This window comes from Halobacterium wangiae (assembly GCF_021249345.1).
Taxonomy (GTDB): domain Archaea; phylum Halobacteriota; class Halobacteria; order Halobacteriales; family Halobacteriaceae; genus Halobacterium; species Halobacterium wangiae.
The window spans coordinates 545,198-563,990 of the sequence record NZ_CP089588.1 but is presented as its reverse complement, the minus strand read 5'-3'; the positions used below and the strand labels follow the sequence as shown (position 1 = coordinate 563,990).

Sequence of the window (18,793 nt, the reverse complement as noted above, 5' to 3'; positions counted from 1 at the left end):
TCACTCTTCCTGTGCGTCCACGACGGCGACGGCAGCCAGGTTCACGATGTCCTTCACCTCGTCGCCCCGCTGGAGGACGTGGACGGGCTTGTCCATGCCGACCAGCATCGGGCCGATGGCGTCCGCGCCGCCGAGGCGCTGGAGGAGTTTGTAGCCGATGTTCCCCGCTTCGAGGTTCGGGAAGATGAGCACGTTCGCGGGGTCCTCGAGCTCCGAGAACTCGTAGGTCCCCTGGAGGATGTCCTCGACGACGGCGGTGTCGGCCTGCATCTCGCCGTCCACCGGGAAGTCGACGTCCGGGTTCTCGCGGAGCATCCGGGCGGCGTGCCGGGGCTTCTGGGTGCCCTCGTTGTCGACGCTCCCGAAGTTCGAGTACGACAGCATCGCGACGCGCGGGTCGACGTTGAACCGGCGCGCGAGGTCCGCCGCGTGCTGTGCGACCTCCGCGAGCACCTCCTCGTCGGGGTTCTGGTTGACGGTGGTGTCGGCGCAGAAGACGACGCGGTTCTTGAACGTCAGCATGTAGACGCCCGCGACGTAGTCGGCGTCGGGTGCCGTGCCGACGACCTGCAGCGGCGGGCGGAGCGCGCTCGGGTAGTGGTGCATCAGCCCGGTGAGGAAGGCGTCGGCGTCGCCGGCGCGCACCATCGTGGACCCGAGGTAGTTCGGGTCGCGTTTCACGAGCGACTCGGCCTCGCTCTCCGTGATTCCCTTGCGCTGGCGGAGTTCGTACAGCTGTTCGGCGTACTCCTCGTGGTCGCCCTCGTCGGGGTCGACGATCTCGGGGTCGAACTGGAGACCGAGCGCCTCGACGATGCCGTGGATGGTGTCGCGGTCGCCGATGAGCACCGGTTCGGCGATGCCCTCCTCGGCCATCTGGTAGGCCGCGCGGATCATCTTCTCGTCGTCACCCTCGCCGAGCGCGACGCGCTTCGGGTCGCTCTTGGCCTTGTTGAGAACGATGCGCATCATCTCGCGGGACTTCCCGAGGCGCGCCTCGAGTTTCTCGCGGTAGTCCTCCAGGTCGAGTTCGCGGCGAGCGACACCGGACTCCTGGGCGGCGCGCGCGACGGCGGGCGCCACCTCGAACAGCACGCGGGGGTCCAGTGGTTTCGGGATGATGTACTCGGAGCCGAACTGCAGGGGCTGGTCGCCGTACGCCTTCACGACCTGGTCGGGGACGTCCTGTTTCGCGAGGTCGGCGAGCGCCTCCGCGCACGCGACCTTCATCTTCTCGTTGATGTCGGTGGCGCGCACGTCGAGTGCGCCACGGAAGATGAACGGGAAGCCGAGGACGTTGTTCACCTGGTTGGGGTAGTCCGAGCGCCCGGTCGCCATGATGACGGTGTCGTCGCGGGCGTTCTTCGCCGTCTCGTAGTCGATCTCGGGGTCCGGGTTCGCCATCGCGAACACGATGGGGTCGCTGGCCATCGACTGCACCATCTCCTCGCTGACGATACCACCGACCGAGAGGCCGACGAACACGTCCGCGCCGTCCATGGCGTCCGCGAGGTCGCCGCCGTCGCCCGACTGGGCGAACTCCCGTTTGAACTCGTTGACGTCGCGGTCCTCGGTGATGATGCCCGAGGAGTCACACATCGTGATGTTCTCGCGCTGGACGCCGAGACTGACGTAGAAGCGCGCGCTGGCGATGGCGGAGGCGCCGGCGCCAGAGAAGACGACCTCGACCTCCGAGATGTCCTTCCCGGAGATCTCGACGGCGTTCAACAGCGCCGCCCCGGAGATGATGGCGGTGCCGTGCTGGTCGTCGTGGAACACGGGGATGTCCATCTCCTCGCGGAGGCGGTCCTCGATCTCGAAGCACTCCGGCGCCTTGATATCCTCGAGGTTGATGCCACCGAACGTCGGTTCCATCGCCGCGACCGACCGGATGATGTCGTCGGCGCTCTGCTGGTCGAGTTCGATGTCGAAGACGTCGATGTCGGCGAACCGCTTGAACAGCACGCCCTTCCCCTCCATGACGGGTTTGGAGGCCTGCGCGCCGATGTCGCCGAGACCGAGCACTGCAGAGCCGTTCGACACGACGCCGACGAGGTTCCCCTTCGCGGTGTACTTGAACGCGTCCTCGGGGTTGTCGGCGATCTCGAGACACGGCGCGGCCACCCCCGGCGAGTACGCCAGCGAGAGGTCTCGCTGCGTGTTCGTCGGCTTCGTCGTCGCGATCTCGAGTTTCCCTGGCGGGTCGCTGGCGTGGTAGTCCAGCGCGTCTTCGTCCAGTCCCATGTACAGTCCTGCCGCGGCATCGGGCAAAAGCCTGTCCCAACGCGTCGAAGCCGATTTCGTCGGACGTCGAACCTCGGGGGTTGCGCGCGAGACGACACGCCTACGTACCGACAGCCGAAAGCTCGGTACATGGCTCGCCGCTCGTACCACCTCGCGGCCCTGACCACCGGCCTCACGTTCGTCCTCATCCTGCTCGGGGAGTACACCGCCGTCTCCGGGTCCGGAGCGACCTGTGGGCTCCAGTGGCCCCAGTGCAACGGGCAGTTGCTCCCGATCGGCCTCCAGATCCACGACTTCATCGAGCAGTTCCACCGGGGCGTCGCGATGGTCGTCGGCTTCTTCATCCTCGGCACCGGCGCCGTCGCGTGGCGCAACTTCGAGGCCCGCGACGTCCGTCTCGGCGGCGTGCTCGCCGTCGTCCTCCTGCCGCTGCAGGTGCTGCTCGGCGGCACAACTGTGACGTTCAGCGGCCTGCTCCCGTGGGGGTACATGCCGCTCACGCAGGCGGTCCACCACCTCGCCGCCCTCGCCATCTTCGGCACGCTCGTCTACACGACGCTGCGCATCCGTGAGCTGACGGGCGGCGGGCTCGGACGCGTCAGAACCGCGGCGCTCGCCGGACTCGCGTTGCTCCCCCTCCAGCTCGCCTTCTCGCGGAACACGCTGTTCGCGGTGTACGGCACCCGCGTCCAGTTGCTCCACCACTCCGCCGAACTGCTCGTGTTCACCGCCACCGTCGCCGGCTTCGTGTGGGCACGCCGCCGCGGCGCCGACCGGGCCGCGCTCGCCACCGGGCTGGCGACCGCCATCGTCACCGTACAGGTGCTCCTCGGCACGGGAATCGTCCAGTTCTCCGCGACCGTCCAGCTCACCTACTACGCCCTCACCGCTGGCGTCGGCGCGCTGTTCGTCGTAGCCACCTACGGGAAGCCCACGACCGCACCGAGTAGAGCCGGCGTAGAGAACTCCTAACGCCAGGTCCGTTGGAGGGGTTTTAAATCACGGGCGGTCATACGGATACATCATGTCTGATCTCAACAGGCGGACGTTCCTGAAGAGCGTCGGTGGAACAGGAGTCGCACTGTCGGTAGCGGGCTGCTCGGAGCTCACCGGCGGTGGCGGCGGTGGCGAGAACACCATCGTCCCCGGGACGGCCTCGGGCTTCCCGCCGTTCGAGTTCGTCAACGAGAGTGGCGACCTCGTCGGCTTCGACGTCGACCTGCTGTCGGCCGTCGTCGAGCAGACCGACTACGAACTGGGCGAGTGGGAGGACCTCGAGTTCGGGCAGCTCATCACCGCACTCGACAACGACCGCATCGACGTCATCGCGGCCGCGATGACCATCAACGACGAACGCGACCAGACGATCGACTTCACGGACCCGTACTACGACGCGAACCAGGCGGTCCTCGTGCGCGAGGGTGGCGACTTCCAGCCGGGGTCGACCGACGACCTGGCCGACCGCTCCATCGGGGCCCAGTCGGGCACCACGGGCGCCGAGCAGATGCAGGCGCTCGTCGACGACGGCAGCATCAGCAACTCCCAGGCGACCACTTACGAGAACTACGTGCTCGCCGTCGAGGACCTCACCAACGGCAACACGGACGCGGTCATCGTGGACACGCCGGTGGCGGAGACGTTCGTCTCGAATCGCGACGTCGTCATCGCGTTCACCATCGAGACGGGCGAAGAGTACGGCTTCGGCGTCCGCGAGGGTGCCTCCGACCTCCAGAGCGCGCTCAACGACGGGCTCGCGGCGATCCAGGAGGACGGCACGTACGACGAGCTCACCGAGGAGTGGTTCGCTAGCGAGTAACGGCGATGGACCCGACGCAACTCGTCCTCCAGGCGGGGGTCGGCGACTGGGAGTTCGTCTGGCGCCAGCGGCAGTTCTTCATCGACGGCACCAGGCTCGCCATCCTGTTGACGTTCTTCAGCATCGTGCTCGGGTTCGTCCTCGGCCTCCCGGCGGGCGTCGTCGAGGCCTACGGCGGGCGGTACTCGAAGGGCGTGGTGCGTCCACTCGGGGTCGCCATCCGCGGCACCCCGATCCTCGTCATCATCGCGCTGACGTACTTCGCCGTCGGCATCTCGCCGGCGTTCCTCGCGGCGACGCTGGCGCTGGGCGTTCGGTCGGCGGCCTACCAAAGCCAGATCTTCCGGGGCGCCATCGAGAGCGTCGGCGGCGGCCAGATGGAGGCCGCGCGTTCCGTCGGTCTCTCGAAGTTCGGCGCCATCCGGCACGTCGTCCTGCCGCAGGCGCTGCGGCGCTCGGTCCCCGGCTTCCAGAACGAGTTCACCATCGTGCTGAAGGACACCAGCATCGCGTACGCGATCGGCGTCGCCGAACTCCTGAAACGGAGCTACGACCTCTTCTCGCTGCAGACGTCGGCAGCGCTCGAGGTGTTCCTCGCGGCGTCGCTCATCTACTTCGTGTTGACCTTCTCGGTCAACCGCGGCATCGAAGCACTCAACGAGCGCGTCGCCATCCCCGGAGGTAACTAACCATGACAGACCAACTACTCCGCGTCGAGGACGTCCACCAGAGCTACGGCGACGAGCAGGTCCTGAACGGCATCTCCTTCGACATGGACCGCCAGGACGTACAGGTGCTCGTCGGGCCGTCCGGCTCCGGGAAGTCCACGATGCTCCGCTGTATCAACCGCCTCACCGACATCGACGACGGCGACATCGTCCTCGACGGTGAGTCCATCTTCTCGATGGACCAGAACGACCTCCGCCGGCAGGTCGGGATGGTGTTCCAGGACTTCAACCTGTTCGCGCACCTCACTGCGAAGAAGAACGTCTCGCTGGGGCTGCGCCGGGTCCGCGACTTCTCGAAGGAGGAGGCCGCCGAGCGCGCACTCGAGGAACTGGAGCGCGTCGGGCTCGCCGAGCAGGCCAACTCCTACCCCGCCGAGCTCTCCGGCGGACAGAAACAGCGGGTCGGCATCGCACGCGCGCTCGCGATGGACCCCAAACTGATGCTGTTCGACGAACCGACGTCGGCGCTCGACCCCGAACTCATCGGCGACGTCCTCAGCGTGATGCGTGACCTCGCCGAGGAGGGGATGACGATGCTCGTCGTCACCCACGAGATGGGGTTCGCACAGCAGGCCGCAACCGACATCATGTTCCTCGAGGACGGGCGGCTCGTCGAGCACGGGCCGCCGGAACAGCTGTTCGAACACCCCGAGAACGACCGCACCGCGGCGTTCCTCAGTCGGCTCACGGAGCTCCACGGCGGGCAATGAGCCGGAACACCCAGCGGGTCGTACGGGACGCCATCCTCGCGGTGTTCTGGTTCTGGTTCTCGCTGCGCCTGCTGAACGACTGGTTCGGCGGCGTCTTCTTCGCGCGGGGTGAGCCGTTCGTCCCGCCGGCTCCCTTCGCGGACGCGGCCGCCGCCCTCCGCGAGACAGCGGCCGGACTCGGCATCCTGGGCACCCCCGTGGGGTGGGTGGCGAACCTGCTCGGGTCGATCTCGTTCGCCGCGACGTACCTCCCGGACTTCGCCGCTGGCGCGTGGCTCACCGTCGTGCTCACCGTGCTGGGCATCGTCTTCGGCCTCTTCATCGCGGTGCCGCTGGCGGCCGCCCGCGTCTACGGCCGCGTGAGCGGGTGGGTCGCGCTCGGGTTCATCGAACTCATCCGCGGCACGCCACTGCTCGCACAGCTGTTCGTGCTGTACTACGCGCTCCCGCTGTCCCGCTGGTTCGCCGGCGTGCCGTACGTCGGCTCGGGCATCGTGCCCGCACAGGCGGCCTGGGTCGCCATCGTCGGCTTCACCATCAACAGCGCGGCCTACCAGGCCGAGTACATCCGGGGCGCCATCGAGAGCGTACCGTCGGGTCAGCTCACCGCCGCGCGCTCCATCGGCCTCTCGCAGATCGGTGGCATCCGCCACGTCGTCCTGCCGCAGGCGCTCCGGTACGCGATCCCGTCATGGACGAACGAACTCGTCTACCTCGTGAAGTACTCCTCGCTGGCGTCGTTCATCACCGTCACCGAGCTGTACGAGATCGCCGAGAGCACCGCCTACCAGAACTACCGGTTCCTCGACCTCTTCATGCTGGCGGCCGTCGTCTACATCCTGCTCGTCCTCTCCGCGACGACGACAATGGAGTGGGTGCGCAGGCAGGTCGCCATCCCCGGGGTGGGCGGCTCCGCGGGCGGCCGGACGTCCGGGGACTAGAAGAACTCGTCGAGTCCGGACTGTCCGTCGTCGGCCGCCGCCGCTTCCGCCTGGTCCTCGGTCGCCTCGCTCTCGTCGTCCTCGACGAGTACGTCCGCCTCGTCGTCGTCCGCGTCCGCTTCGCTCTCCTCCTCGCCGCCGAAGACGGCCGCGTCCGCGTCGCGGGTCGCGCCCTCGAAGGCGCCTCCGGAGTGCTCGACAGCCTCTTCCTCGCGGAGCGACTCGGCGTCCTCGACGATGGACTGGACCTTGTTCGTCGTCTTCCCCGAGCCCGTGACGAACGAGACGTGTTCCGCCTCGAGGTCGTAGGCCGCCGTCATCGCCACCGTCAGCTCCCGGTTCTTGCAGTGGTGGGTCATCACCGCGAGGAACGGCAGCACCTCGCTGCGCGCCGTCGCCATGCTACAGCCCGCGGTGTCCGCGATGTGGCGCGCCACGTAGTCCCGCTTCTCCCGGGTCGCCCGCGAACTGCCGAGTTTCCGCCAGTAGGAGGGCGGGCCGTAGCGCGTCCACCCGCCGTGGTCGTTGCGGCGGGCGGCTGCCACGCCGCCCGCGATGTTGTCCGTCGCGTACCGCCAGTAGGAGTAGTTCTGGGTCGCCCGCACGCGGCCGAGCCAGACGTCCGCGTTCGAGAGGAACTCGTAGGCGACCGCCAGTTCCTCGCCGTAGTAGTCCTTCGGGACGTTGTCCTCGACCCAGTTGATGAGGTCGTCCGGCGTCTCGTCGACGTCGTAGGCCGCCTCGAGGGCGTCCTGGGCGCCGTGGGTCTTGATAAGCGTGTCGAGGAAGTCGAAGACGCCCTCCGAGCGGTCCCGCTCGCCCATCACGACGTCGTCGACGGTGAGCTTCCGGGTGGTCTCGGCGAGCGCCTGGAGGTCGTTGACCGCCGACCGGAGGTCCCCGGAGTTCTGCTCGGCGATGGCCTCCAGGGCCTCGTCGTCGTACTCGACGTCCTCGCGCCGGCAGATGTCCCGGAGTACGGGGACGATCGAGCGCTTCGAGACGTCCCGGAACTCGATGTCGCGACAGGCATTCCGCAGCCCGTTGCTCATGTCGTAGAACTCGTTGGCGATGAGAACGATGGGCTGCGTGGACTCCTTGACGAGTCGCGTGATGGCCGCCGAGCCGCCGCGGTCGACGTTGCCGTGGAGGTTGTCCGCCTCGTCCATCACCACGAGTTTGCGGCCGCCCGACCCCGCCGTCAGCGTCCCGGACTTCGCGGCCTCGCCGGCGACCCGCTCGACGACGTCCGCGGTGCGCTGGTCGGAGGCGTTCAGTTCCACGACGTCCCAGCCCTTGTCCGCCGCAAGCGCGTGCGCGGCCGACGTCTTCCCGATACCGGGGCTCCCGTGGAGGATCACCGCCTCCCCGTGGTCCTCCCACGTGTCCGCCCACTTCTGCAGGGCGTCGCGGGCCTTGTTGTTCCCGCGCACCTCCGAGAGCGAGGACGGCCGGTACTTCTCCGTCCAGTCGGTCATTAGCGGAGGAAGGTGCGAGGTGCGTTTAGTGGTTGCGGAGCGCCCCCCGGGAGAACCGTGGTGGACAGCGAGCGACACAAACTCGTTGAGGGTTCGGCGTGTAGCTACCTCCATGGAGGACCACTCGAACCACGGCGACGGCCCGAACGGGAACGGGACGACTCGCGGGTACGCACCACACGGCCACGCAGCGCCGGGCGGCCTCTCACTCGCCACGAGTGGCCTCCGCTTCGACCCCGCCGAGACGCGCTTCGAAGCGGGGGCGGCCACCGACTGGACGTTCCGCGTCGTCGACGACGACGGCGGAGTCCTGACGGAGTTCGAGGCGGCACACGGGCAGCGCAGCCACCTCGTCGTGGTCCGCCGGGACCTCACTCGCTTCCAGCACCGCCACCCGGAACTGGCGGCCGACGGCACCTGGCACGTCGGGAACCTCGTGCTCCCCGACCCCGGTGTGTACCGTGCGTTCGTCGACGTGGTAGTCGACGGCACCCCGACGACGCTCGGGTTCGACCTGTTCGCGTCGGGGCCGGGCGACGTCGAAGCACGCCCCGACTCCTCGCGCCGAGCGGCCGCGGACGGCTACGAGGTCGAACTGCGCTCGGACGAGGTCGTAGCGGGTGACCGCAGCAGGCTGTCGTTCGACGTCCGACGCGACGGCGACCCCGTCCCGGAACTCGGCGAGTACCTCGGCGCGCTCGGCCACCTCGTCGCGCTCCGCGAGGGCGACCTCGCGTACCTCCACGTCCACCCCGTCGAGACGGCCCCCGACAGCGGGCGCATCGAGTTCGCCGCGCGGTTCCCCACACCCGGGCGGTACCGCCTGTTCCTCCAGGCCCGGCCGGAGGGGAACCTGGTGACGACCCGGTTCGACGTTCGCGTCGACGCGTAGCGTCGCCCGGGCGGTCCACGTCGGCGCGACGTATCCCGAGCGCGCCCCCGGAAGCGATGTGGCTGGCAGCCGTAGACAGTACTCCCGAGGCTCAGATGGACGACCACGACCACCACACCACCGACGACGAGCACTCCCACCACCGGACGGAGCGTACCGAGCAGCGCGTGCTCGAGGCGGAGGGAACGACCGGGGGTGCCAGTCACCCCGCCCACGGCGGTCGAGGGTCTCGGGCGGGCCACGGAGACCACGACGGCCACGGGGACCACGGTGGCATGCACACAGGCCACGAGCAAATGTTCCGCCGCCGCTTCTTCGTCTGCCTGGTACTGTCGATTCCCGTCCTCGTGTACAGCGAGATGCTGCAGATGCTGCTCGGGTTCTCGGCCCCCGCGTTCCCCGGCAGCGAGTGGGTCGGCCCCGTCTTCGCCGTCGCCGTCTTCGCGTACGGTGGGGTGCCGTTCCTCCGGATGGCCGTCCCGGAGGTGCGCGCCCGCGAGCCGGGGATGATGACGCTCATCTCGATGGCCATCTCGGTCGCGTTCGTCTACAGCCTCGTCAGCGTCTTCGTCGAGGGGCTGACGGGGTTCTTCTGGGAGCTGGTGACGCTCGTCGTCATCATGCTGCTCGGCCACTGGATCGAGATGCGCAGCGTGCGCCGGGCGTCGGGCGCGCTCGACGAACTCGCGAAGCTCCTCCCCGACACCGCCGAGCGCGTCACCGACGAGGGGACCGAGGAAGTGCCGGTCGGCGACCTCGACGCCGGCGACCTCGTGCTCGTCCGCCCCGGTGCGAGCGTGCCCGCCGACGGGGTCGTCGCGGACGGCGAGTCCGACGTCACCGAGGCGATGATCACCGGCGAGTCGAGGCCGGTGTCGAAGGCGCCCGGCGACGATGTCGTCGGCGGCACCATCAACGGCGACGGGAGCCTCCGCGTCCGCATCACGGCGGTCGGCGAGGACAGCGCGCTGGCTGGCATCATGCGACTCGTCGAGGAGGCCCAGCGGAGCAAGTCCAGGACGCAGGTGCTCGCCGACCGCGCCGCGGGGTGGCTGTTCTACGTCGCCGTCGCCGCCGCGGTCGTCACCGCCGTCGCGTGGACGCTCGCCACGCAGTTCGACGCGACCGTCGTCGAGCGCGTCGTCACCGTCCTCGTCATCGCCTGTCCGCACGCGCTGGGGCTCGCGGTGCCGCTCGTCGTCGCCATCAACACGTCGATGGCGGCGCGAAACGGGATGCTCGTCCGCGACCGCATCGCGATGGAGCGCGCGCGCTCGCTGGACACGGTCGTCTTCGACAAGACCGGGACGCTCACGGAGGGCGAACAGGGCCTCGTGGACGTGGCGACCGCGGACGGTACCGACGAGGCGGACGCGCTCGCGCTCGCCGCGGCCGTCGAAGCCGACTCCGAGCACATGATCGCGCGAGCGATCCGGGAGGGGGCGACCGAGCGCGGCGTCCGCACGCCGACGGCCAGCGAGTTCGAGGCCCTCAAGGGGAAGGGGGCTCGCGCGACCGTCGACGGCGAGCGGATCTACGTCGGCGGCCCGAACCTCCTCGACGAACTCGCCGTCGACCCGCCACGGACGCTCGCCGAGTTCGCCACGCGGGCCGGCGAGAACGCCCAGACGGTCGTCTACCTGATCCGGGACGAGGACGTCGTCGCGGCGTTCGCGCTCGCGGACGTGATCCGCGAGGAGAGCCGACGGGCCGTCGACGCGCTCCAGGCACTCGGCGTCGAGGTGGCGATGTTGACCGGGGACTCCGAGGACGTCGCCCGCGCCGTCGCCGCGGAACTCGGCATCGAGACGTACTTCGCCGAAGTGCTCCCCGGGGACAAGGACGAGAAGATCACCCAGCTACAGGAGCGAGGCGGCCTGGTGGCGATGGTCGGCGACGGCGTCAACGACGCACCGGCGCTCACGCGAGCGGACGTCGGCATCGCCATCGGGAGCGGCACGGACGTCGCGGTGCAGTCCGCGGACATCGTCCTCGTCCAGAACAACCCGATGGACGTCGTTCGGCTGGTGAAACTGAGTCGCGCGAGCTACCGGAAGATGCAGGAGAACCTCGTGTGGGCGGCCGGCTACAACGTCTTCGCGATCCCGCTCGCCGCGGGCGTCCTCGCGCCGGTCGGCGTCCTGTTGTCGCCGGCCGTCGGCGCGCTGTTGATGTCGCTCAGCACCGTCATCGTCGCCGTCAACGCCCAGTTCCTCCGCCGTGCGGACCTCGGCGTGGCGGCGCTCCCGGGGGTGCCGACGGCGTCGTCGGGGGACGCCGACGCGACGTCGGCCGACGACTGAGGGGGCTGGCCGCCGGCCAGAAGTGACTTCCCGGCAGGCGGCGCAGGCCGGAGCATGGAATCGGGCGAGACGACACCGCAGGAGCGAGCGAGTATCGCAGCGGGCGCGGCAACTGACGCCGTCGCTTACGTGGTCGGCTACCTCGTCACGTACCTCTGGCAGTCGGGGTCCGTCGAGGAGAACCTCCAGGCGTACAACGCCATCGTGGACTTCCTGGGCGGCGACCCCATCCCGGTCTGGCAGGCCGTCGGCTGGCTGTACTACAACGCGCACAACGTCGCGTTCACGACGCCAGCGCTCGGCAGCGGGCGCACCACCCAGAACCTGATCGCGGACGGAAACGCGCCGATGCTGCTGTACCTCGTCCCGGTCGTCCTGTTACTGCTGGCCGGGTTCGTGGTCGCGCGCAACGCCGACGCGTCCACAGCCGAGTCCGGCGCCCGCGCGGGCGTCAGCGTCGCCGCAGGCTACGTCGTGCTCGCCGTGGTCGGCCTGCTGGCCTTCCGGTACTCGGTCGGCGACAGCTCCGTCCACGTCGACTACGCGCTCGGCGTGCTGCTCGCCGGCATCGTCTACCCGGCGGTGTTCGGCGCGCTCGGCGGCGTGCTCGGCGCGGTAACGCGCTAGCAGTCGTGGACGACCATCTTGCCCCAGTGCGCGAGCCGTGGCATTCGTAGAAGCGCTGTGCACGTTCGTTCTCCACCACCGGCCGAGTGAGGCGCTCTCACACCGAGACAACTGTTATGGTCGCCGGCGGGAACACCGGAAACGTGTTCCCCGACAGCATCACGACGGACCGCCTCCGCCTCCAGCGCTGCTGCCGCGACAACGTCTCCGTCCGCGAACTCTACGCCGCCGCCTCCCGCCGCAACGACCACATCGAGGAAGTGACCGAGCATCTCTCCTGGAACCCCCACGACTCGATGAAGGTGTCCCGGGACACGCTCGCGCTCTTCGAGGAGGGGTGGGACGACGGTGAGGTTGCGACGTACGCGATTCGCCCCCGGGAGGGCGAGGACGGCGCGGGCGAACTCGCCGGCACCTGCGGCCTGACCTGCCAGTGGGACCAGGACTGTGCGACACTCGGGCTCTGGCTGCGCAAGCGTTTCTGGGGCCGGGGCTACTCGGGCGAACGCGCCGACGCACTCCTCGAACTGGCGTTCGACGACCTCGACCTCGGCGTGGTCGCGGTCACCCACCACGCGGGCAACGAGAACTCCGAGCGCGCCATCCGGAAGTACGTCGACGCCAACGGCGGCCGCCGCGAGGCACTCCTCCGGCACCACGGCGAGTCGCCAGAGGGCCCCGTCGACGAGGTCCGGTACACGGTCTCCCAGGCGGAGTGGCGGGCGGCGAACGGCCGCGAGTAATGGAGCGCTGGCCACCGACGTCCGTGCTACTGGACCGAACGGACCCCGACCAGGCCGGAGAGCCAGCTGGCGAGACCCAACAGCAGTAGTCCGGCCGCCCCCGTGACGAGGACGGGTTCCAGCTGCGACGTTCCGAGGAGGACCGCCACTGCGAACCCCAGCGAGAGGACGCCCACCAGTGCGAGGGCGGCGGCGACGCCGACTCGCCACCAGGGCCGTCGAAGTGGCGTCACTCTGGTGGAGAGCACGTGTGCGACCGTCGCACCGACGAATCCGAGCGCGAGGAGATACGCCGCGAACAGCACGGGGTGACTGGCCGACGACGGGCCGACCGTGCGGTCCAGCACGCCGAACCCCACCAGGAGGAGGTAGCCCGGAATCTGGACGGGCTGGAACTGCACACCCACAGCGAGCCCGTACAGTCCCGCGAGGACCACAGTCGCGATGACGGTGTCCCGGAGGAACCACGACCGGGGGGTGCGAACCATGCGTGCTAGTTCGCGTTCAGTACGAAAAGTGTCTCCGGAGGGTCCACTGCCGCACTCCGAGATGCTCCCGAGATCATTCGGCCACTACTATCTCCCGGCGACTACTCTGACAGCTCGCGCGCGACCATCTCGCCCCAGTGCTCGAAGCCGTTCCGCTCGTAGAAGCGCTGTGCGCGTTCGTTCTTCCGGTCGACGTCGAGGACCATCCGGTCGAGCGGGAGGTCCTGGTCGCGGGCGAACGCCAGTGCGGCCGCCAGCAGGTCGTCCGCGACGCCGGTCCCCCGGTGTTCGGGGCGGACGTAGATCTCGTTCAGGACGGCGGCGTCCCAGACGAACGCCATCGACTCCGGGAGGACGAAGGCGTAGCCCGCGAGGCCGTCGCCCTCGCCCGACGGAGCCACCTGCACGCAGCGCTCCTGCTCGTCGACGCAGCGGTCGACCCACGCCAGCCACTGCTCGCGGTAGTCGGCGTCGAGTTTCGCCTCGTACGTCGCGGCCTTCTCCGGCCCGCCGGTCCCCTCGCCGAGTCCGGTCTCGAAGCCGCGTTTGAGTTCCCAGAGCGCGTCGCTGTCCCCGTCCGCGTACGGCCTGACCATGGTTCGCGTTCGGCCCGGGGGGCGTTAGCGGTTCGCCTCGCGGAACCGGCCGAACACGCCCGCGGCGGCGACCACCACGACGAGCAACTGGAGCCCCGAGGAGACGATGGGGAAGACGCGCTCGGCACCCTCGGGGTCCGGTCCGCGCTTGACGTCTACGCCCGTCCAGTAGTGGACCGTCTCCGTGGTGCCGCGGGCGGTGTCGCCGTCTTCGCCGAGTTCCACGAACGTCTGGACGACACCCTCCGTGCTGGAGAGTTCGAGTCGCCCCGAGAACGCGTAGAACTGGTCGTGGAGGGGGTAGAAGAGGTTCACGCCGTTGGTCGTCAGGTCGGGACCGATGCCACCCAGTGTGAGCGCGAGGACGCCGACGCCCGCGACGTGGTGCCCGCGGGCGCCGAAGCGGTCGCGGAGCCACGAGTCGGCCCGGCGCCCATCCCAGACGACGACTGCGCCGAGCAACAGCGGGAGCAAAGCGGTGTGGAGGAGCGCGCGGTGGCCGCCGTGGATCCACACGCCGAGGAACGTATCGAGGTCCGGGAGCGCGGTGAACGCACAGACCGCGGCGAGGGCCCTCGCGTCGAACTCCCGGAGGAACGCCGTCGCCACGAGCGCGCCGAACGCCACGTGGACGACCGTCGATGGCATGCCTGCGTCTCGGTACCACCGCCCAATGGGCTTTGTCGTTCGTCAGGTGTCGAACCCGCTCCGGCAGACTTTTGGCCGGGCGGTGGCGACTGCCGCGTATGGACGCCGACCCGCGTGCCGGCCTCGCGGAGCGCATCGCCGGCGAGATAACGCTCAGCGACGACCCCGGCGCCACCCTCCGGAAGTGGCGCACGGACTTCGACGTCTCCCAGACCGCCCTCGCCGACGAACTCGACGTTTCGTCGTCTGTCGTCTCCGACTACGAGAGCGGCCGCCGGGAGAGCCCCGGCATCGCGCTCGTCAGCCGCCTCGTCAACGCGCTCCTGGACATCGACGAGCGCCGCAGCGGCGAGCACATCCGCCAGTACGCCCGCGTCCTCTCGGCGGGCTTCGACAGCGACGTCGTCCTCGACCTCCGGGAGTACCCGGCATCAGTCGAACTCACCGCCCTCTACGACACCGTCGACGCCACCGAGATCGTCTCCGGGGACCGCGACCGCATCACCGGCCACACCGTCATCGACTCCATCAACGCCATCACGCGGCTGAGCGGCGACGGCTTCTACCGCCTGTACGGCCAGTCGACGAGCCGCGTGCTCGGGTTCACGAACGTCTCCCGCGGGGAGAGCCCGCTGGTCGCGCTCCGCGTCGCCAACCCCACGCCGAGCGCCGTCCTCCTCCACGGACTCACCCCCGACGACCTCTGGGAGCACGCCCCAGACCTCGCACAGCGCGACGGCTTCTCGCTGGCGGTCACGGAGATGGACCTCGAGGAGATGCTCACCGCTCTCCGCGAACACGCCTGACTCAGGTGCGAGTCCGCTCGACGACCGACAGTTCGTCGTCCACCACGAGTTCGAGCGTGTCGCCGTCGAGTCGAACCTCGAGGGCGAGTTCCCACGGGTCCCGCGAGCGCACCGTAACGGATTGGTCGGTCGCCGCGAACGCCAGGTCCCAGATGGGTGTCGAACGGACGTCGACGCCGTGCTCGTGGCAGAACGCCACCAGTTCGGGGTCGCCCAGCAGGAACTCCCCCAGCGTGAGGTTGTCCATGTTCCCGCAGTGGCCGCACTGGCGGTGGAGCAGGACCGTCCGCCGGTCGCGTCCCGGGTAGCCGGTCTCCGCGGGGTCCTTGAACGAGTGACCGACGTCGCTCGCGCAGTACGGGCAGACGCCGTCGGCGAACGCCAACCGGACGTGGCGGTTGTAGCGTGCGACCCGGGAGAGCGTCTTGGCGTCGCTGTCGGCGACGACACCCGGGGGCGTGAGGTTGTAGTCGTAGAGGTACTCACAGTCCGGACACTGTACCTTGCAGATGCCGTTTCCGTAGGCCGTCTCGACGGCCGTCTCGCAGAAGTAGCAGTCGAGGCCGACGTCCAGAGAGTCGCGGGTCGCCTCGTCCGTGAACGTCATCGAGCGGACCGTCCGCGTGAGCGTCGTCCCCTCCGGACGGAGCGCGTAGCCGTCGCCGTGGTCGCCCGCCATCGCGGGGACAAGCTGGGACTCCGCCGTACCGTCCTCGCCGCGACGCTCGACGAAGTGGCCGACGAGCTGCTGGAGGTGGTAGTTGAACTGGCTGCTGTCGAGCGACTCGGGCGGGTCCGGGTCGCGGGCCGCGCGCGCTCTGGCCTCGCGACGCTCGGCGACCCGCTCGCGGAGCTCCGAGAAGGAGAGCGCCGGCGGCCCGTCCTCGCCGCGCGCCTCGCTGAGCGCCCACAGGATCTCCGCGCGCACGTCGTTGCCGAGGAGGCCGAGCGCCGCCTCGGGGGAGAGCGAGCCGTACGTCGTCGGCTGCTCGTGGCTGTCGTCCGCCATCTCGGCGCTACGTTCGCGAGCCCACCGTGTAGATTCTTGGGGTCCCGCGACCGGGATCGCCCGAGTGCGAGGGTGGGTTTCGCGAGTGCTTTTGTGGCTCTCGCTGGTACTGGCAGACGATATGGTGGACTTCCACAGCTCCCTCGACGGCTTCGACGGGCGGACGTACGGCGAGGACGGATTCCGGTTCGAGTACGAACCGGGGACCGTCCGGTTCGGCCGCGGCTGCGTGGCCTCGCTCGCCGAGGAACTGCGCGACGTGGGCGCCTCCCGCGCGCTCGTCGTCACCGGCCAGACGGTCGGCTCGACGCCGGCCGTCATGGACCCGGTCCGGGACGGCCTCGGCGACGCGCTCGCCGGCGAGTTCGCGGAGACGACGCCCGAGAAGCGCGTCGCGACGGCTCACGCCGCCGCGGAGGCCCTGGACGCGGCGGACGCCGACGCCTTTGTCGCCGTCGGCTCCGGTAGCAGCCTCGACGTGACGAAGGTCGCGCGCTTCCTCGTAGCCCGGGACTGCACGCTCGAGCAAGCAGCGACGGAACTCGCGGAGAGCGGGACGATCGACGTCCCGGAGGGCGACCTCCCTCCGGCCGTCGTCGTCCCCACCACGCTCGCCGGCGCCGACCTCTCGCAGGGCGCCGGCATCTCCGTCGCGCCCGACACCGACCCGGTCGAGTCGCACGCTGGCGGCGGCGTATCCGACCCCAGACTGATGCCAGACGCACTCCACTATGACCCCGATCTCTTCGACACCACGCCACAGGGAGTGCTCGTGGGGTCGGCGATGAACGGTCTCGACAAGGCCGTCGAGTCGCTGTACGCCCGGAACGCCACGCCCATCTCCGACGCCACCGCGGTCCACGGCCTCCGCCTCTGCCGCGAGGGGCTGCCCGCACTCGGGAGCGACGACCCGGACCCGCGGGACGTCGAGCGCGCGGTCCTCGGCATCGTCCTCGCGCAGTACGGCGTCTCGCGGCCCGACGGCTCGACGCTCTCGCTCGTCCACGCGTTCGGCCACGGCCTCACCCACGGCTTCGACGCCCACCAGGGCCGCGCGCACGCCGCCGTCGCGCCGCACGCGCTGCGCTACCTCTTCGAGCACGTCGACGGTCGTCGCGGCCTGCTCGCGGAGGCGCTCGCCCCCGGCGCCGCCCAGGACGACCCGGACGCCGTTGCGGAGGCCGCCGTCGAAGGGCTCGCCGCGATCCGGGACGGCCTCGGCCTCCCCGAACGCATCCGCGACCTCGACGACTACCCCGAGCGCGACGAACTCCACGACGTCGCCGCGTACGTCGCAGACGACGTGTTCATGCGGAACGCACCAGCGGGACTCGACCCGACGGTCGAGGAACTCCGGGACGTGCTCGACGCTGCGTGGTAGTGCCGGCGGACGCTCGACGCAGAGAATAGGGGACTACGCTACTCGACGTAGGTGTACTTGCGCTCGTTCATCGGGCCCCAGCCGTCGAAGACGAACTCGGCGTCCGGCTGCGTGAACGGTTCGAGCTCGGAGCTCTTCTCGTGGTTGTGCCGGTCGTGTACGTCCTCGTACTCTCCGAAGGTGAGGTCGTAGCGGGCGTCTATCTGCTCGTCGACGTTGCACGCCGCGACCTCGTCGCGGAAGCCGGCCTGGACGGTCTCGGCGTGGAACTCGGCCTGCGCGCCGGAGCCGTAGGAGGCGACGAGCAGTTTCTTCCCTGCGAGGTCGACGTCGTTCTCGGCGGCGTGCTTCAGCGCGCTCAGGCGGGCGAGGTGGACCGAGCCAGTGTACCAGTTACCGACCTGGCTGGAGATGGACAGCGTCGGCTCGATGGCGTCGGCGTACCACTCGCGGTAGGCGTCGGTCTCCTTCAGGTCGTCCATGTGGTCGCGGATGGCGTCGTCGAACTCCTCGCGGGAGTCGAAGTCCTCGCGGCGGGGCTGTCGCCCGATCTCGCTCGCGAGTTCGTCCTCGATCTCGGTGTTCCGGATCATGTGCCGGAAGCCCAGAAGCGCGGCCTTCCGCACCATCCCCGGGTACGGCGTGTGGAACGGGATGTACTCGTAGTCGTCGGGGTGGGTCGACCCGGCGACGCTCTCGAAGTCGGTGAGCGCCTCGCGCATCCGGGAGAGGTACACCTGGATGGAGCGCTTGCCGTCGACCGAGGGGAACTGCTGGTTCGGCTTCAGGAAGTCAGTCTCGTCGGCGGAGCCGTACCCCTGCTCTGTCGAGAGGGTGACGACGTCGGGGTCCTCGGTGATGTACATCGCGACGGCGCCGGCGCCCTGCGTCGCCTCGCCAGGGTCGCCGCGGGTGTACAGCGCGGTGTCGGTGGCGATGACGAGCGCGCCGCGGCCGCGATTCCGCCCCGCGAGGATCCAGTTGACGGCGTCGTCGAGGCTCTGGGTGCCCGCGATGCAGGCGAACTTCCGTTCGCCCTTGTTCGCGTGGTGGAAGTCGCCGTCGTACACCTGTTCGAGGCAGCCCGCGACGTACGTCGAGACGGGCTTGGAGTTGTCGAACGCCGACTCCGTCGCCACGTCGATGCGGCCGATGTCCTCGGGTTCGAGGCCCTTTCGCTCCATCAGTCGGTGCGCGGCGTTCGCGCCCATCGTGACGATGTCCTCGTAGGCGTCCGGGAACGAGGACCGGTGTAGACCGAGGCCTTTCGTGTACTTCTCGGGGTCGTCGCCCTTCTCCGGGGCGAACGTCTCCGCGAGGTCGAGCTGTAATCTCCCCGTCCGAACTTCGATAGCGTCGATGCCGACAGCGGTCATACTCTCG

The 18,793-nt window shown here is 69.4% G+C and carries 18 protein-coding genes; 11 read left to right on the top strand and 7 right to left on the bottom strand.

What is annotated here, in order from left to right; genetic code table 11:
- Positions 1–2,244 carry an NADP-dependent malic enzyme gene (locus LT965_RS02960; RefSeq protein WP_232702528.1) on the bottom strand — a complete coding sequence of 748 codons (2,244 nt, stop codon included), beginning with the start codon at positions 2,242–2,244 and terminating at the stop codon, positions 1–3.
- A gap of 129 nt (positions 2,245–2,373) precedes the next feature.
- On the opposite strand from LT965_RS02960, the gene LT965_RS02955 reads away from it, so the two are divergent.
- From LT965_RS02955 to LT965_RS02935, 5 genes are read left to right on the top strand one after another with little or no spacing between them, the layout of a single operon-like run.
- Positions 2,374–3,216 (top strand): COX15/CtaA family protein, encoded by an 843-nt coding sequence (locus LT965_RS02955; protein ID WP_232702527.1) that lies wholly within the window; start codon positions 2,374–2,376, stop codon positions 3,214–3,216.
- Positions 3,217–3,268: 52 nt separating this feature from the next.
- Entirely contained in the window at positions 3,269–4,060 is a 792-nt protein-coding gene (locus LT965_RS02950) for a transporter substrate-binding domain-containing protein (RefSeq protein WP_232702526.1), read from the top strand.
- A gap of 5 nt (positions 4,061–4,065) precedes the next feature.
- Entirely contained in the window at positions 4,066–4,749 is a 684-nt protein-coding gene (locus tag LT965_RS02945; RefSeq protein ID WP_232702525.1) for an amino acid ABC transporter permease, read from the top strand.
- A 2-nt stretch (positions 4,750–4,751) separates the two neighbouring features.
- The gene (locus LT965_RS02940) at positions 4,752–5,498 is read left to right on the top strand and encodes an amino acid ABC transporter ATP-binding protein (RefSeq protein WP_232702524.1); all 747 of its coding nucleotides are present in this window, start codon (positions 4,752–4,754) and stop codon (positions 5,496–5,498) included.
- The gene (locus LT965_RS02935) at positions 5,495–6,439 is read left to right on the top strand and encodes an amino acid ABC transporter permease (protein ID WP_232702523.1); all 945 of its coding nucleotides are present in this window, start codon (positions 5,495–5,497) and stop codon (positions 6,437–6,439) included. The genes LT965_RS02940 and LT965_RS02935 overlap by 4 nt, the downstream gene beginning before the upstream one ends.
- On the opposite strand, the gene LT965_RS02930 is transcribed toward LT965_RS02935, so the two are convergent.
- Complete coding sequence (locus LT965_RS02930) at positions 6,436–7,917, bottom strand: replication factor C large subunit (protein WP_232702522.1); 1,482 nt, start codon at positions 7,915–7,917, stop codon at positions 6,436–6,438. The genes LT965_RS02935 and LT965_RS02930 overlap by 4 nt on opposite strands.
- Before the next feature lie 112 nt (positions 7,918–8,029).
- Between LT965_RS02930 and LT965_RS02925 the strand changes: the two genes are divergently transcribed.
- The 4 genes from LT965_RS02925 (at position 8,030) to LT965_RS02910 (ending at position 12,482) form a co-directional block, all read left to right on the top strand.
- Positions 8,030–8,809, top strand: coding sequence for a FixH family protein (locus LT965_RS02925; protein WP_232702521.1), 780 nt, complete (start codon positions 8,030–8,032; stop codon positions 8,807–8,809).
- Between the two features lie 95 nt (positions 8,810–8,904).
- Positions 8,905–11,112, top strand: coding sequence for a copper-translocating P-type ATPase (locus tag LT965_RS02920; RefSeq protein WP_349292049.1), 2,208 nt, complete (start codon positions 8,905–8,907; stop codon positions 11,110–11,112).
- 54 nt (positions 11,113–11,166) lie between these two features.
- Positions 11,167–11,739 (top strand): DUF7978 family protein, encoded by a 573-nt coding sequence (locus LT965_RS02915; RefSeq protein WP_232702520.1) that lies wholly within the window; start codon positions 11,167–11,169, stop codon positions 11,737–11,739.
- A gap of 143 nt (positions 11,740–11,882) precedes the next feature.
- Complete coding sequence (locus LT965_RS02910) at positions 11,883–12,482, top strand: GNAT family N-acetyltransferase (RefSeq protein WP_232702519.1); 600 nt, start codon at positions 11,883–11,885, stop codon at positions 12,480–12,482.
- A gap of 26 nt (positions 12,483–12,508) precedes the next feature.
- Here the strand turns inward: LT965_RS02910 and LT965_RS02905 are convergent, their stop codons facing one another.
- The 3 genes from LT965_RS02905 to LT965_RS02895 all read right to left on the bottom strand — a co-directional run bounded on the left by LT965_RS02905 (position 12,509) and on the right by LT965_RS02895 (position 14,214).
- On the bottom strand, positions 12,509–12,970 hold the full coding sequence (locus LT965_RS02905) for a hypothetical protein (RefSeq protein ID WP_232702518.1): 462 nt from the start codon (positions 12,968–12,970) through the stop codon (positions 12,509–12,511).
- A gap of 101 nt (positions 12,971–13,071) precedes the next feature.
- On the bottom strand, positions 13,072–13,566 hold the full coding sequence (locus LT965_RS02900) for a GNAT family N-acetyltransferase (RefSeq protein ID WP_232702517.1): 495 nt from the start codon (positions 13,564–13,566) through the stop codon (positions 13,072–13,074).
- A gap of 24 nt (positions 13,567–13,590) precedes the next feature.
- A complete protein-coding gene (locus LT965_RS02895; protein WP_232702516.1) occupies positions 13,591–14,214 on the bottom strand; it encodes a metal-dependent hydrolase in 624 nt (207 codons plus the stop codon).
- A 98-nt stretch (positions 14,215–14,312) separates the two neighbouring features.
- On the opposite strand from LT965_RS02895, the gene LT965_RS02890 reads away from it, so the two are divergent.
- The gene (locus tag LT965_RS02890; protein WP_232702515.1) at positions 14,313–15,020 is read left to right on the top strand and encodes a helix-turn-helix domain-containing protein; all 708 of its coding nucleotides are present in this window, start codon (positions 14,313–14,315) and stop codon (positions 15,018–15,020) included.
- Between the two features lies 1 nt (position 15,021).
- Here the strand turns inward: LT965_RS02890 and LT965_RS02885 are convergent, their stop codons facing one another.
- Positions 15,022–16,029 carry a DUF7351 domain-containing protein gene (locus tag LT965_RS02885; RefSeq protein WP_232702514.1) on the bottom strand — a complete coding sequence of 336 codons (1,008 nt, stop codon included), beginning with the start codon at positions 16,027–16,029 and terminating at the stop codon, positions 15,022–15,024.
- 121 nt (positions 16,030–16,150) lie between these two features.
- Here LT965_RS02885 and LT965_RS02880 point away from each other — a divergent pair, with 121 nt between their 5' ends.
- Entirely contained in the window at positions 16,151–17,410 is a 1,260-nt protein-coding gene (locus tag LT965_RS02880; RefSeq protein WP_232702513.1) for an iron-containing alcohol dehydrogenase family protein, read from the top strand.
- Between the two features lie 38 nt (positions 17,411–17,448).
- Here the strand turns inward: LT965_RS02880 and hmgB are convergent, their stop codons facing one another.
- Entirely contained in the window at positions 17,449–18,786 is a 1,338-nt protein-coding gene (gene hmgB, locus LT965_RS02875) for a hydroxymethylglutaryl-CoA synthase (protein WP_232702512.1), read from the bottom strand.
- Between the last annotated feature and the right edge of the window lie 7 nt (positions 18,787–18,793).

Excerpts from the sequence above, each read along its gene's own strand:
- LT965_RS02885 (WP_232702514.1), bottom strand. The coding sequence starts at position 16,029 with ATGGCGGACGACAGCCACGAGCAGCCGACGACGTACGGCTCGCTCTCC.
- LT965_RS02945 (WP_232702525.1), top strand. The coding sequence starts at position 4,066 with ATGGACCCGACGCAACTCGTCCTCCAGGCGGGGGTCGGCGACTGGGAG.
- LT965_RS02955 (WP_232702527.1), top strand. The coding sequence starts at position 2,374 with ATGGCTCGCCGCTCGTACCACCTCGCGGCCCTGACCACCGGCCTCACG.
- LT965_RS02890 (WP_232702515.1), top strand. The coding sequence starts at position 14,313 with ATGGACGCCGACCCGCGTGCCGGCCTCGCGGAGCGCATCGCCGGCGAG.
- LT965_RS02930 (WP_232702522.1), bottom strand. The coding sequence starts at position 7,917 with ATGACCGACTGGACGGAGAAGTACCGGCCGTCCTCGCTCTCGGAGGTG.
- hmgB (WP_232702512.1), bottom strand. The coding sequence starts at position 18,786 with ATGACCGCTGTCGGCATCGACGCTATCGAAGTTCGGACGGGGAGATTA.
- LT965_RS02925 (WP_232702521.1), top strand. The coding sequence starts at position 8,030 with ATGGAGGACCACTCGAACCACGGCGACGGCCCGAACGGGAACGGGACG.
- LT965_RS02935 (WP_232702523.1), top strand. The coding sequence starts at position 5,495 with ATGAGCCGGAACACCCAGCGGGTCGTACGGGACGCCATCCTCGCGGTG.
- LT965_RS02920 (WP_349292049.1), top strand. The coding sequence starts at position 8,905 with ATGGACGACCACGACCACCACACCACCGACGACGAGCACTCCCACCAC.
- LT965_RS02915 (WP_232702520.1), top strand. The coding sequence starts at position 11,167 with ATGGAATCGGGCGAGACGACACCGCAGGAGCGAGCGAGTATCGCAGCG.
- LT965_RS02895 (WP_232702516.1), bottom strand. The coding sequence starts at position 14,214 with ATGCCATCGACGGTCGTCCACGTGGCGTTCGGCGCGCTCGTGGCGACG.
- LT965_RS02940 (WP_232702524.1), top strand. The coding sequence starts at position 4,752 with ATGACAGACCAACTACTCCGCGTCGAGGACGTCCACCAGAGCTACGGC.
- LT965_RS02905 (WP_232702518.1), bottom strand. The coding sequence starts at position 12,970 with ATGGTTCGCACCCCCCGGTCGTGGTTCCTCCGGGACACCGTCATCGCG.
- LT965_RS02900 (WP_232702517.1), bottom strand. The coding sequence starts at position 13,566 with ATGGTCAGGCCGTACGCGGACGGGGACAGCGACGCGCTCTGGGAACTC.
- LT965_RS02880 (WP_232702513.1), top strand. The coding sequence starts at position 16,151 with ATGGTGGACTTCCACAGCTCCCTCGACGGCTTCGACGGGCGGACGTAC.
- LT965_RS02950 (WP_232702526.1), top strand. The coding sequence starts at position 3,269 with ATGTCTGATCTCAACAGGCGGACGTTCCTGAAGAGCGTCGGTGGAACA.
- LT965_RS02960 (WP_232702528.1), bottom strand. The coding sequence starts at position 2,244 with ATGGGACTGGACGAAGACGCGCTGGACTACCACGCCAGCGACCCGCCA.